This window comes from Proteus sp. G2669, assembly GCF_009915245.1.
Taxonomy (GTDB): Bacteria; Pseudomonadota; Gammaproteobacteria; order Enterobacterales; family Enterobacteriaceae; genus Proteus.
This window is the reverse complement of the sequence record NZ_JAABLX010000026.1, coordinates 39547-52784: the sequence shown is the minus strand read 5'-3', so window position 1 is coordinate 52784 and position 13238 is coordinate 39547. Positions and strand designations below refer to the sequence as shown.

Genomic DNA, 13238 nt, shown 5'->3' with positions numbered 1-13238 from the left:
CTCCCTATGAACTAATAAAGTTAATTTTTAGAATGAGTATTATTAATAAACATTATATTTTAAATATAAAAAAACCACCGTCATTTAACAGTGGTTTCTTATTAATAAAAATCAATTAAATGCTGGCTTTTAATGCCTGTTCCAAATCTGCAAGAATATCGTCTATATGTTCAATACCAATGGATAAACGAATCAAATCTCGTGAAACACCTGCTCGTTCTAATTCTTCATCGTTTAATTGGCGATGTGTGGTTGATGCTGGATGACATGCTAATGATTTTGCATCACCAATATTTACAAGGCGAACAATTAGTTGTAATGCATCAATAAATCTAGCGCCAGCTTCTGCACCACCTTTGATCCCAAAAGAGAGGATACCTGCTGGTTTACCCGTCATATAACGTACCGCTAAATCATGTTCAGGATGATTGCTTAAACCTGCGTATTTAACCCATACCACTTGAGGATGATTTTGCAGATATTCTGCCACTTTCTGCGCATTTTCAGTATGACGATCCATACGCAGTGCCAGTGTTTCTAAGCCTTGTAAGATCAAAAATGCATTAAAGGGGGATAGTGCAGCCCCCGTTCCACGCAAAGGAGCAACACGACAACGAGCAATATAGGCAGCCGCACCAAAATGCTCAACATAATTTACTCCGTGATAAGAAACATCTGGCGTATTTAATATTTCAAAACGTGTTTTGTGTTCTGCCCAAGGGAATTTACCAGAGTCAACAACAATACCACCAATTGAATTACCGTGACCGCCAATATATTTAGTTAACGAGTGAATAATAATATCTGCGCCATGTTCAAAAGGACGACACAAATAAGGTGTTGCAACCGTATTATCAACAATTAAAGGTACACCATGACGGTGAGCAACATCAGCCAATGCTTGAATATCTACAATATTTCCACTTGGATTTGTGATGGTTTCACAAAATACCGCTTTTGTTTTATCGTCAATTAATGCTTCTAATGCAGCAATATCATCATGGGGAGCAAAACGCGCTTCAATACCAATACGAGGGAAAGTGTGCGCCATTAAATTATAAGTACCACCATAAAGTTTAGCGACAGAAACAATATTGTCACCCACTTGGGCAATGGTTTGAATAGCGTAAGTAATAGCAGCCATACCCGATGCTACTGCAACTGCTGCGATCCCGCCTTCTAATGCTGCAACTCGTTTTTCTAATACGTCGTTGGTTGGATTCATTATGCGGGTATAAATATTACCAGGTACTTTTAAGTCGAAGAGATCCGCACCATGCTGTGTATCATCAAATGCGTAAGATGTGGTTTGGTAAATAGGTACAGCTACCGCTTTTGTAGTTGGATCAGGTGAATAACCGGCGTGAACAGAAAGTGTCTCAAGTTTCATAGCAATCCCTTTTTGTTGCATTTGTTCTTATCGTATTACTTATATTTTAAATAACTTAAATCAAAGTAAGCATTCTTAGTATATAAGTCATATAAATAAGCGCATATCGTCTCTGTCGTATAGTGAAAAAATTTCAACTTAGATTAATACGACCAAAGTACCATACCGCCAATAATGCAAAACGCCGCTTTTCACTGTGATATTTGAGTTAAGGATCTTGTTTTTCTCTCTATTTTATTGTTTTTATCACTTTTATCTTTTTTTGACGAGTCGCTAACCAGCAAATTAAAGAGCCACCAGTTACCATCATTACACCCTGCCAAAATGAGAAAGAAAGTGCGGTAGACAATAATATTGAGGAAAATGCAGTAGAAATAACAGGGGTAAAATAGGAAAGTGTGGCTAACAAAGTCACATTGCCTCTGATCATACCGATTGTCCATGCTGCATTAGCAAGCCCAATTGCTGCACCCGTGATTAACAAAAGCGTGATACTTTTTGTATTAATAATCCATTCAACTGGCGTTGAAAATAGGTATTGCCCCCATAACGCAAGTGACGTTAATAAGAAAAAAGGCACAATACCATTATTCCCACCAGAAATAAGACGAGTTAAATTGCTATAAAACGCCCATAAAATGGCACCTGAAAACGCCAATATATAGCTTAATGGATTGCTTTGGATATTTTTCCATAAGCCTTCGATAGTTAGAGGATTATCCCCACTAACAACCCAGACTAATCCACTAAATGAACATAATAATCCTACGATCAGTAAAATAGAGAATCGCTGTTTATTAACTATGACAGCTAGCGCTAAGGTAAAACTAGGCCATAAATAATTCACCATTCCTAGCTCTATGGCTTGTGTTCTATCTGTTGCAAATCCTAATGCCAAGGATAAACACACTTCATAAGTAACAAATAATAGCGCTCCCCAAAAAAGATAACGTTTAGGAAAAAGTGATAGTTTAGGTACACCTAAGATCAAAATAAGAAACACGGTTCCTGTGGTATAAATCAGTGCGGCACCTCCAACAGGGCCAAAATATTCACTGATATTACGAATTAAACCAACAATAGTGCTCCAAAGAAAAATAGCAACGATGCCATATAACGTCCCTTTTGATGCGCTAGATATCATTTTGTGCCTTCAATTAAGTTTATTCACTCACTAATAAAAAGTGTTAATTACCTTTACGCTTTCAACAAATAAATTCAACTTATATCCTTAAATAAAAATGCGTTTTTTTCACCATAAAAAAGCCACCTTAAAGGTGGCTCAGAACTATACTCAAACGCGATTAGCGTCCAGCTTTTAATTTTTGGTAATAGCTTTCGTATAATACGGTTGCATCACCCACATCATTTTGCCATTCACCTTTGTTAATAATCTCTTCTGTTGGATAAAGAGAATTATCTTTAGTGATCATATTTGGCAGTAATTTTTGTGCAGCTAGATTTGGTGTCGGATAACCAATATTTTCCGCCACTTTGGCTGCTATTTCTGGGCGTAATAAGAAATCGATAAGTTTATGAGCTCCTTCGACATTCTTAGCATTAGCAGGAATAGCTAAGCTATCCATCCAGAAAATACCGCCCTCTTTTGGCCACACCATTTCAATCGGCGCACCAGCATCACGAGCAATAAATGCAGAGCCATTCCAAATCATCCCTAAATTAACTTCCCCTTGCATATAAGGATTAGCTGGGTTATCTGAGTTGAAAGCCAACACATTTGGCATCAGCTTCTGTAGCTCTTTGTAGGCTTCTTCTATCTCTTTAGGATCGGTCGTGTTGCCTGAATAACCTAGTTTTAATAATGCTATTTGGAAAACTTCACGAGCATCATCCGTTAATAACAAACTATCTTTATATTCAGGTTTCCATAAATCTGCCCATGAAGTAATGCTACTCACATCAACTTCATCACTATTAATACCAATAGCGGTCGCACCCCAAATATAAGGGATGGAATAATCATTTTCTGGGTCGAATGACTTATGTAATAAGCTAGGATCGAGATTATCAAAATGCGTTAATTTTGATTTGTCGATTTTTTGCAGCATTCCTTCATGGCTCATTTTAGAAATAAAATAAGTGGAAGGAACCACCAAATCATAAGCACCTTCTTTATAGGTCTTTAACTTGGTATACATGCTCTCATTGGATTCATAGGTGGAATAAATCACCTTAATCCCAGTTTCTTTCGTAAACTGTTCAAGCAAACCAGGCGGCACATACTCCGTCCAGTTGTAGAAATATAATGTCTTACCATCATCAGCCGATGCTGTGCCGATACTTAATGCCATTACGCTGGCAGCAAGTACAGAGGACCACTTTTTCATTTATGTTTCCTTCAGTGGTTGATGCGTTAATATCAAATAGGCAGCTAGCCTACCTCCAACAGATTGGTCATCAAGACCCCAAAAAGTGCGAGAAACTCGCACTAATACATGTCATTATGCTTTGCCAGTTCGGTCTCTTAAGATTAACTGACTAATTAACACTAATACTAAGGATAGACCTAAAAGGATGGTTGCAAGCGCATTCACCTCAGGTGAAACCCCAACTTTCACCATTGAGTATATTTTCAATGGTAAAATCTCATAGCTTGGTCCCGTCACAAAAGAAGAAACCACCACGTCATCCATGGATAACGTAAAGCTTAATAACCAACCTGAAGCCACTGCTGGCATGGCTAATGGCATAATGATTTTACGTAAAATAGTAAATTCACCCGCGCCTAAATCTTTGGCAGCCTCCAACATTTTCACATCAAATCCACTTAATCGTGAGTACACCGTTACTACAACAAAAGGTAAGCAAAATGTAATATGTGAAAATAAAAGCGACCAAAATCCCAATGAAACACCAAGGATCATAAACAGCACAAGTAATGAAATTGCCATTACAATATCAGGTGACATCATGACAACAAACAACATACCACCGACAAATTTTTTGCCACGAAAACGGTAGCGATAGAGTGCAACCGCCGCTAATGAGCCAATCAATGTCGCAAATGTTGCAGAAGTGACCGCCATCGTTAATGAATGTCCAGCCGCTTGAAGCAGGCTGTCATTATTAAATAAAATGGCGTACCAATCTGTGGTAAATCCTTTCCAATTAATCCCGAAACGCGATGAGTTAAAAGAGTTAACTATCAGAATGATAATCGGGATATAAAGATACGCGTAAATAATGGACATAAATCCACCACGCAATAACCGTCCTATCATTCTATTTCTACCTTCTTATGCAGTAGCTTCACGGCTCGGTAATACACAAACAGCATTAATCCCATCACCAATGTTAAGCAAATACTAGTTGCCGCACCGAAAGGCCAATCACGAATATTTAAGAATTGGCTTTTTATTACGTTACCAATTAATAAATTCTTCGCCCCACCCATTAAATCAGCAACAAAGAATAAGCCCATGGCAGGTAACATTACGAGCAAACAACCCGCAATAATGCCCGGCATCGTTAATGGAATAATAATACGGATAAAGGTCTGAAATTTATTAGCACCCAAATCGCGCGCTGCTTCTAAGCAAGGTTTATCTAACTTTTCAATGCTGGAATATAACGGTAGTACCATAAAAGGTAATAAAATATAAACCAGTCCCAGTACAACGGCCTCTGGGGTATAAATAATCCTGAGTGGTTTATCAATAATCCCAATCCACAACAGAAACTCGTTAAAATAACCTTTAGTACTTAGGAATATCTTTAATCCATAAATACGAATAAGCGAGTTTGTCCAAAAAGGCACAATCAATAAAAACAACATTAATGGCTGTATTTTCTTAGGCATTTTTGCAAGGAAATAAGCAAAAGGATAACCTAATAATAAACAAGCTAATGTTGCTACCACCGCCATATTGATTGAATGCAATAATACTTCTGCATACATAGGATCAAATAAGCGATAGTAGTTATCGAGTGTAAAGACCATCTCGACAAGGTTAGCATCATCACGCGTTAAAAAACTGGTCGCAATGATCATGATATTCGGCAAGAAGACGAACACCATCAACCAACCCACAACACCGGTAATTACGATGTTTTGAAATAGTTTACGTGTTTTCTTCATCTGCCAGCACGACCTCCCAGCTTTCAACCCAAGTCACTGCAATTTTTTGGTCTAACGAGTGATCAACATCTGGATCATCTTCATTAAAGAACTCACTGACCATCACCACCTTGCCATTTTCCATTTCAACAACAGAATCTAGCGTCATGCCTTTATAGTTACGTTCACGAACATAACCAATCAGACCAGGAAGGTTTTCAAGATCATGAATTTCTTCAACACGAAGATCTTCAGGTCGAAGCAATACTTTGAGTTGCTGATTTTGAGTTACAGGCAATGAGGTATAAATATCACATTCATGACCTTCAACATCGGCACGAATACGCGCCTCATCAATACGATGAAGAACACGCGCATCAAAGATATTAATTTCACCTATAAATTGCGCAACAAACAGGTTTGTTGGCTCTTCATAAATTTCACGTGGTGTCCCATCTTGCTCAATACGCCCTTCACGCATCACCACGATCCGGTCTGACATAGTCAGCGCCTCTTCTTGGTCATGAGTCACGAAAATAAAGGTTATTCCTAATTTACGTTGTAAGGCTTTTAATTCATTTTGCATCTGTTTACGTAATTTGTAATCCAGTGCAGATAATGATTCATCAAGCAATAAGACCTTTGGTTTATTCACAACAGCACGCGCAATCGCAACACGTTGTTGTTGTCCACCAGAAAGGTGTGCAGGACGACGTTGGGCGAAATCTTCAAGTTGCACCATACGCAAGGCTTCTTCAACGCGAACATTAATCTCTTCAGCAGGCGTTTTTTGCATGCGTAGACCAAATGCGACGTTTTCAAAAACAGTCATATGAGGGAAAAGTGCGTAACTTTGGAAAACCGTATTTACAAAACGTTGTTCTGCTGGGATATCCGTAATATCTTGCCCATCAAGAATTATTTGCCCATCGTCAACGTCTTCTAAACCCGCAATTAAACGCAAAACCGTCGTCTTACCACAGCCCGAAGGACCAAGGATGGTTAAAAACTCGCCATGGTTGATAGTGAGATCGAGGCGGGAAATAATTTGTTTTCCGTCGAAACCTTTACTTAAGGATTTTAATTCGACAACTGGTGTCAGAGATGTTTTCTCAGTCATTTAAGGTAATACTCTATCCCGAAGAATAATGCAGATAGAACCGCCACTGGAAAAGACTGTGTGAGCTGCCGGAGCATTATGCTCCACAGAAGCCCAAAACCAGCAACGCCGTATGTATAGTACAAGCGGAAAATGATAAACGCAGTGGCGCGAAATTGAAAGCAAAAAGGCGCATAAACAGTGAAAAACTATTCATATTTAAGTTTTTCCTCATAAATCAGGCTTTTTTGTTTTCTAGTAAAAAATTAATAAAATCAGAATGCTACTTATCTATATAAATATTATAAATCGACTAAATTTATGATTAAATAATTTTTCTATTATAAGTCAGCTAATTGGCCTATTTTTCTATAAAAACAGAAAAGGATATTGACTGGTTCAATGCTTTTTTTCGACAACTAAAGCATGATAACGGCTCTAAAACCCACGTAGTTCTAATAAAAGTTTTTATTAATCATTATGATATTTATTAGAAAACACCTCCCAAACAGTAGAAGGTGTTTTGTCGATAACTGTTTTTTCAATGATATTTTATTAATTTTTTTAAGTATAAAATTGCATTATTTACATTGGGTAATGGACCAATCTTGTCCTTTAATAATGGGAAAGTACCTGTTCTAATTAATAAATCACGCATTTGTACTGGTGTTAACACTCTATTTGTATTGCCTTTATACCAGGATTGGATCATGGCAGCAGCCCCCGCCACCAATGCACTGGCAGACGAAGTTCCACTAAAACTGGCGGTATAAGTATGATTATCATCACTTCGAAAGAGATCACCATAACCTGCTGTTGCAACATCTTCACCCCATGCTTGTACATGAATGGGTGAACCATGCGTTGAAAAAGGTAAGCGATTTAATGTATAAGGTGAACCAGCGCCAACACGTATGGAATTGTTGTCATGACGTTGGCGGTAACTTTCATAAGCAGGTAAATCAAGATCAACACCACCATTACCAGCAGCCATAATCACAATAATACCGGCATCTGTTAGTGCGCGTGTCGCTTCCCAAATATGCATTTCATAATCAGCGGGGACATAAGCTTGATGCTCGCAGATTGTCTGCATTTCATATAAAACAATATCACCAGCATGTAGTATGCGTTTACTCGCGATGATCGCATCAATACGTCCACAAGTTAATTCAGAGATGGCATAAAACATATCGAGTTTATACGCTAGCCCAGTGATCCCTTTACCATCTTTTTTTCCCATTATTAATCCTGCAACCGCAGTACCGTGATCTGCCTGACTCGTTTTTTCATTAAAAGGGAGTAATGGTGTAATATTATCAGTTGATAAATCATGATGAGATAGATTGAAATCCCATTCAATATCGGCAACTTGTATACCTTGGCCATATGCTTCTTGTTTCCATGCACCTAAAATCCCCAATCCTATAATCTTATTAATATTGGCTGTTCTTTCTGGATCATCTAAATATTGCTGATACTGAGTAAAATCAGGTGTAATATTAGGAGGTTCAATGGGTTGTATCGGTACAGATTGCACATATTCAATATCAGGATGCTGTTTTAATATTTTGATGACATTCTCTAATGAATATTGATTATTATCCGGTAATTTAATGTAATAGTATTTGTTTAAGTCATTAAAGCTTATTGAAATAGAATTAATATTATTTTTAGGAGGTAATTGATGGATAGAAGAAATAACAGGAACCAAGGATATATCAGATAATAAAGAACGATGCTTTTCATGGAAAGTAGGACATGACAGATTTTTATTATCATAATCAGGATTTTTAAATTTTATAAGGATTTTTCTTTTAATGTTCATATTCAATGCTCCTCTTTTTATTTTTGCTTTATAGCGTAAAATATTGAGCAGTGACTATTTCCATTTTTAATAGAGATAATATAAATAGAGTGTTTTATAAAAAAATATCAAGCCTATCCTCTAATAAAAATAGACTTAAATAGACTTAAATAGACTTAATATTATTTGAATGATGTTTATTAACTAAAATCAATATGTAGACGTAACTTTTCACAACAACAACATTTAAATAAATAACCTTGGCATCCACCATCATCCCATAAACGCTCTGATAAATCAGAAAGTTCAAAACCAATGTCTTGAATATCTTGTTCTAAAGAAGCAAATTGTTCTAATTTATCTTTGATATCGTCCCATTCTACATAATCAATAAAGGCACAAGGTTCATCGCAATGTACTAACCAATATTCTTGTTGCCAGCCATGATAACCAGGCGTTCGTTTTGTTAATTCATCGAGTTTGTTTTTATCTATAGGAGGTAAAGTAGAACCACAATACTCCCCTTCTTCGTCATAGAGAATTTCTCCGCCTTCAATGCTTGCAATATCTTGAAATTCACCATCAAACTTTTCACTTGCAGAACCATCAGCAATACACCACGGGCATAGTGCATCAATATCTCCTTCTGAGTAGAAAGGGCTACCATAATAGATATCCGTTTCCTTTCCACAACAATCACATATAACGGTATCATCTGTAATAAAAGCACCTGTTTTTATCGGTTCAGGATGATATTTGAAATAAGGTAATGCTTTTTTTTCTGTTGGCATTATATTTTCCTATTTTATTTTTTTGCTATTCATTTTCGAAATCATAAGAATAAAGAAATTTATCGCATTGCTTCTCTACGATCCATGCTTGATCATGATGATATTTTGGGTTCTCACGAGTCTGGTGAAAAATATAACTCTCACTAAATGAAAGCGTTACCTAAAAGGGTTGATGATTTTATTCAGTAAGGCAACCAACAACAGTTAAATAAGATAGAGACAATTATTTCTTTCTTTATATAATTAAGCTAACTCAAAGAAGATTAACTAAATAGAAATCCTCTCTCACTCTCAGCAAGACACCAAAATTTGGTGTTCTCACTGGTGTCCTGATAACAAGAAATTACACTAAAATGGGTTATAATGCACGAAAACACACCAACTGATAAAACACTAGAAAACAAGCAAACACAGGGAATTCAAGGCAATTACCCACTAAACCGTTTCTCTGTTGCGCCAATGCTCGACTGGACTGATCGTCATTGTCGTTATTTCTTTCGTCAATTAAGTAAAAATACGTTGCTTTATACTGAAATGGTCACAACAGGTGCCATTATTCATGGTAAAGGCGACTATCTAAAATACAGTGAAGAAGAACATCCCGTTTCATTACAATTGGGCGGAAGCGATCCTCAAGCTTTAGCGCAATGTGCAAAATTGGCACAAGAGCGTGGCTATGATGAAATTAATTTAAATGTAGGTTGTCCTTCAGATCGCGTACAAAATGGGCGATTCGGTGCTTGTTTAATGGGAGATGCACAACTCGTCGCAGATTGTGTGAAAGCGATGCGTGATGTGGTTGATATCCCTGTCACAGTAAAAACGCGCATTGGGATCGATGACCAAGATAGCTACGAATTTTTATGTGACTTTATTGATACTGTTAGTCGCGATAATAATTGCGATACTTTTATAATTCATGCTCGTAAAGCATGGCTATCAGGTTTAAGTCCAAAGGAAAACCGTGAAGTTCCTCCTTTAGATTATCCCCGTGTTTATCAATTAAAACGTGATTTCTCGCATCTCACCATGGCGATTAATGGCGGAATTAAATCGTTAGAAGAAGCTAAGGAACACTTAAAATATATGGATGGTGTTATGGTTGGCCGTGAGGCTTATCAAAACCCGTCAATCTTAGCGCATGTTGATCATGAACTTTTTGATAATCAATTGCCTATTGCTGATGCAGTTGCTGCCGTAAAAGCAATGTATCCTTATATTGAAAAAGAACTCTCACAAGGTACTTATTTAGGACATGTGACTCGTCATATGTTGGGGATTTTCCAAGGAATTCCAGGCGCTAGACAATGGCGTCGTCATTTAAGTGAAAATGCTCATAAGCAAGGTGCTGATTTATCTGTATTAGAAAATGCCCTTAAATTTGTGACTGAAAAATAATTAAAAAATAAATATTTAAAACCTGTCTAAATTATTTTAAACAGGTTTTAAATCTTACAAACAATAATTAAGGAATAAGTAGGCTTGAACCTTGAGATTGTCGGCTTTCAAGATAACAATGTGCTTCTTTTGCATCCGCTAATGCAAATTTCTGATTATCTGGCACACTGACATCAATTTTACCGCTACCAATTAATGCAAATAGCGCGTCACTTGCAGCATCTAGCTCTTCGCGTGTTGTGATATAACCCGAAATGGATGGGCGCGTCACATATAAAGAACCTTTTTTATTCAGAATACCTAAATCAACACCCGTTACTGCACCTGATGCGTTACCAAAACTCACCATTAAACCTCGATGTTGCAAACAGTCTAACGAGTCTAACCAAGTCGCTTTACCAACAGAATCATAAACAACTGGCACTTTTCGATTATTAGTCAACGCTAATACACGTTCAACTATTGATTCTGTTTGGTAGTTAATCACTTCCCATGCACCAGCGGCTTTTGCTCTAGCAACCTTTGCATCACTGCCTGCTGTACCTATCATTTTTGCACCAATGGCTTTAGCCCATTGACTTGCAATTAAACCAACGCCACCAGCTGCTGCGTGGAATAAAAAGGTTTCACCCGCTTGTAATTTATAGGTCTCATTGAAAAGATAATAAACCGTTAATCCTTTTAGAAAAGAAGCTGCGGCTTGTTCAAATGAGATATTATCAGGCAGACGCGCCACTTTATTTTCTGGTACATTATGCGTATCGCTATAAGCCCCTAGAGGAGATTGAGCGTACACAACTCGGTCCCCTTCTTTTAGTGAAGTCACTTTAGCGCCTGTTTTGATAATAATGCCCGCAGCTTCAGTGCCTAATCCGCTTGGAAATTGGCTTACAGGATATAACCCACTACGCACATAAGTATCAATATAGTTAATACCAATTGCCTTATTGGCAACCTGAACTTCGTGATCACCAAGAGGAGCAGGTGTAAATGTTGCTAACTCAAGAACATCTGCATCGCCATGAGTTGCAAATTGAATACGTTTAGCCATTACTATCTCCTTTGTAGGATGAGAGGTTAAATAAACGAGCGCAAAAGACCTTTAGAGATAATGACAAAGGATAGCTATTTCTACAAGGCACAGATAATTGGGTTAGCGTATACTAGAACGAATTGATCTTTTTTTGCTGTAAAAATAAACAGGGAAGATCAACTCGCTCTCATACACTGACTGACACTTTTTCGATTTTATGCAGGATTTATGGCCAGAAATAAGACCACTGACAAACTGATGTCTGATATCAAAGACCGACAAATGGAGGGATTAAAGCTACCTCCCCATTCGCTGGAAGCAGAACAGTCCGTGTTAGGCGGTCTGATGATAGATAATGAACGTTGGGATAATGTTTCTGAGCGTGTTACCTCAGAAGATTTTTATAGCCGACCTCATCGTACTATTTTCTCGCAAATGCAACGCTTGCTGGAATTAGGTAAACCTATTGACCTAATTACACTATCAGAAGCATTAGAGCAAAATGCCGAGTTAGACAGTGTTGGCGGTTTTGCTTATTTAGCAGAACTTTCTAAAAATACGCCAAGTGCGGCGAACATCAACGCTTATGCCGATATTGTCCGAGAACGTGCGGTTGTTCGCGATATGATAAAAGTTGCCAACGAGATCGCGGATGCCGGTTTTGATCCTCAAGGACGCACCAGTGAAGATCTTCTCGATTTTGCTGAATCAAGAGTGTTCCAAATTGCTGAAACTCGTGCCAACAAAGATGAAGGCCCGAAAGCAATAGAGGCAATTTTAGAAGAAACTGTTGAAAAAATAGAACAGCTCTATCAGAAACCTCACGATGGTGTCACCGGGGTTTCAAGTGGTTATCAAGATCTTGATAAAAAAACCGCAGGATTACAAAAATCAGATTTAATTATTGTCGCGGCACGTCCTTCGATGGGTAAAACCACATTTGCCATGAACTTATGTGAAAATGCGGCAATGACAGAAGAAAAACCCGTACTTATCTTTAGTTTAGAGATGCCTGGTAACCAAATTATGATGCGTATGTTGGCATCATTATCTCGTGTCGATCAGACAAAAATTCGTACAGGCCAGCTTGATGATGAGGATTGGGCGCGTATTTCAAGCACCATGGGTATCTTGCTTGAAAAACGTAATATGTATATTGATGACTCATCGGGTTTAACACCAACGGAAGTGCGCTCTCGCGCTCGTCGAATTTATCGTGAACATGGCGGTTTAAGCCTTATCATGATTGACTACCTACAGCTAATGAGAGTACCTTCATTATCTGAAAACAGAACATTAGAAATTGCTGAAATTTCGCGTTCATTAAAAGCATTAGCTAAAGAACTGCAAGTTCCCGTGGTTGCACTATCACAGTTAAACCGTAGTTTGGAACAACGTGCTGATAAGCGCCCTGTTAACTCCGACTTACGTGAATCGGGCTCTATCGAGCAGGATGCTGACCTTATCATGTTTATTTATCGTGACGAGGTTTATCACGAAAGTAGTGATTTAAAAGGTGTTGCAGAAATTATCATCGGTAAACAACGTAATGGTCCAATTGGTACAGTCAGACTTACCTTTAACGGTCAATGGTCGCGCTTTGATAGCTATGCTGGCCCTGCTTACGACGATGAATAATCAC

At 37.8% G+C, this 13238-nt stretch carries 11 protein-coding genes; 2 read left to right on the top strand and 9 right to left on the bottom strand.

Annotated features, from left to right (window positions below):
* Positions 1-115: 115 nt before the first annotated feature.
* The 8 genes from GWI68_RS07760 to cbrC all read right to left on the bottom strand — a co-directional run bounded on the left by GWI68_RS07760 (position 116) and on the right by cbrC (position 9165).
* Positions 116-1390, bottom strand: coding sequence for a bifunctional O-acetylhomoserine aminocarboxypropyltransferase/cysteine synthase (locus GWI68_RS07760; RefSeq protein ID WP_109408466.1), 1275 nt, complete (start codon positions 1388-1390; stop codon positions 116-118).
* 229 nt (positions 1391-1619) lie between these two features.
* On the bottom strand, positions 1620-2534 hold the full coding sequence (gene yddG / locus GWI68_RS07755) for an aromatic amino acid DMT transporter YddG (RefSeq protein WP_166539899.1): 915 nt from the start codon (positions 2532-2534) through the stop codon (positions 1620-1622).
* A gap of 160 nt (positions 2535-2694) precedes the next feature.
* A complete protein-coding gene (potD, locus tag GWI68_RS07750; RefSeq protein ID WP_166539898.1) occupies positions 2695-3738 on the bottom strand; it encodes a spermidine/putrescine ABC transporter substrate-binding protein PotD in 1044 nt (347 codons plus the stop codon).
* 114 nt (positions 3739-3852) lie between these two features.
* Positions 3853-4632 (bottom strand): spermidine/putrescine ABC transporter permease PotC, encoded by a 780-nt coding sequence (gene potC, locus GWI68_RS07745; RefSeq protein ID WP_036934543.1) that lies wholly within the window; start codon positions 4630-4632, stop codon positions 3853-3855.
* Entirely contained in the window at positions 4629-5489 is an 861-nt protein-coding gene (potB, locus tag GWI68_RS07740; protein WP_109408433.1) for a spermidine/putrescine ABC transporter permease PotB, read from the bottom strand. Before potB ends, potC begins: the two co-directional genes overlap by 4 nt.
* Positions 5473-6588: a spermidine/putrescine ABC transporter ATP-binding protein PotA gene (gene potA, locus GWI68_RS07735; protein WP_109408434.1), complete on the bottom strand. Its 1116-nt coding sequence runs from the start codon at positions 6586-6588 to the stop codon at positions 5473-5475. The genes potB and potA overlap by 17 nt, the downstream gene beginning before the upstream one ends.
* 520 nt (positions 6589-7108) lie before the next feature.
* On the bottom strand, positions 7109-8395 hold the full coding sequence (locus GWI68_RS07730) for a S8 family serine peptidase (protein ID WP_166539897.1): 1287 nt from the start codon (positions 8393-8395) through the stop codon (positions 7109-7111).
* A gap of 179 nt (positions 8396-8574) precedes the next feature.
* Entirely contained in the window at positions 8575-9165 is a 591-nt protein-coding gene (gene cbrC, locus GWI68_RS07725; protein ID WP_166539896.1) for a PF03691 family colicin E2 tolerance protein CbrC, read from the bottom strand.
* A 363-nt stretch (positions 9166-9528) separates the two neighbouring features.
* On the opposite strand from cbrC, the gene dusA reads away from it, so the two are divergent.
* Entirely contained in the window at positions 9529-10563 is a 1035-nt protein-coding gene (gene dusA / locus GWI68_RS07720) for a tRNA dihydrouridine(20/20a) synthase DusA (RefSeq protein WP_166539895.1), read from the top strand.
* Positions 10564-10630: 67 nt separating this feature from the next.
* Here dusA and GWI68_RS07715 read toward each other — a convergent pair whose 3' ends face one another.
* A complete protein-coding gene (locus GWI68_RS07715) occupies positions 10631-11614 on the bottom strand; it encodes a quinone oxidoreductase (RefSeq protein WP_166539894.1) in 984 nt (327 codons plus the stop codon).
* A 210-nt stretch (positions 11615-11824) separates the two neighbouring features.
* Here GWI68_RS07715 and dnaB point away from each other — a divergent pair, with 210 nt between their 5' ends.
* Complete coding sequence (gene dnaB, locus GWI68_RS07710) at positions 11825-13234, top strand: replicative DNA helicase (RefSeq protein ID WP_166539893.1); 1410 nt, start codon at positions 11825-11827, stop codon at positions 13232-13234.
* Positions 13235-13238 lie beyond the last annotated feature (4 nt).

Excerpts from the sequence above, each read along its gene's own strand:
- potB (WP_109408433.1), bottom strand. The coding sequence starts at position 5,489 with ATGAAGAAAACACGTAAACTATTTCAAAACATCGTAATTACCGGTGTT.
- potD (WP_166539898.1), bottom strand. The coding sequence starts at position 3,738 with ATGAAAAAGTGGTCCTCTGTACTTGCTGCCAGCGTAATGGCATTAAGT.
- potC (WP_036934543.1), bottom strand. The coding sequence starts at position 4,632 with ATGATAGGACGGTTATTGCGTGGTGGATTTATGTCCATTATTTACGCG.
- GWI68_RS07715 (WP_166539894.1), bottom strand. The coding sequence starts at position 11,614 with ATGGCTAAACGTATTCAATTTGCAACTCATGGCGATGCAGATGTTCTT.
- yddG (WP_166539899.1), bottom strand. The coding sequence starts at position 2,534 with ATGATATCTAGCGCATCAAAAGGGACGTTATATGGCATCGTTGCTATT.
- potA (WP_109408434.1), bottom strand. The coding sequence starts at position 6,588 with ATGACTGAGAAAACATCTCTGACACCAGTTGTCGAATTAAAATCCTTA.
- cbrC (WP_166539896.1), bottom strand. The coding sequence starts at position 9,165 with ATGCCAACAGAAAAAAAAGCATTACCTTATTTCAAATATCATCCTGAA.
- dusA (WP_166539895.1), top strand. The coding sequence starts at position 9,529 with ATGCACGAAAACACACCAACTGATAAAACACTAGAAAACAAGCAAACA.
- GWI68_RS07760 (WP_109408466.1), bottom strand. The coding sequence starts at position 1,390 with ATGAAACTTGAGACACTTTCTGTTCACGCCGGTTATTCACCTGATCCA.
- GWI68_RS07730 (WP_166539897.1), bottom strand. The coding sequence starts at position 8,395 with ATGAACATTAAAAGAAAAATCCTTATAAAATTTAAAAATCCTGATTAT.
- dnaB (WP_166539893.1), top strand. The coding sequence starts at position 11,825 with ATGGCCAGAAATAAGACCACTGACAAACTGATGTCTGATATCAAAGAC.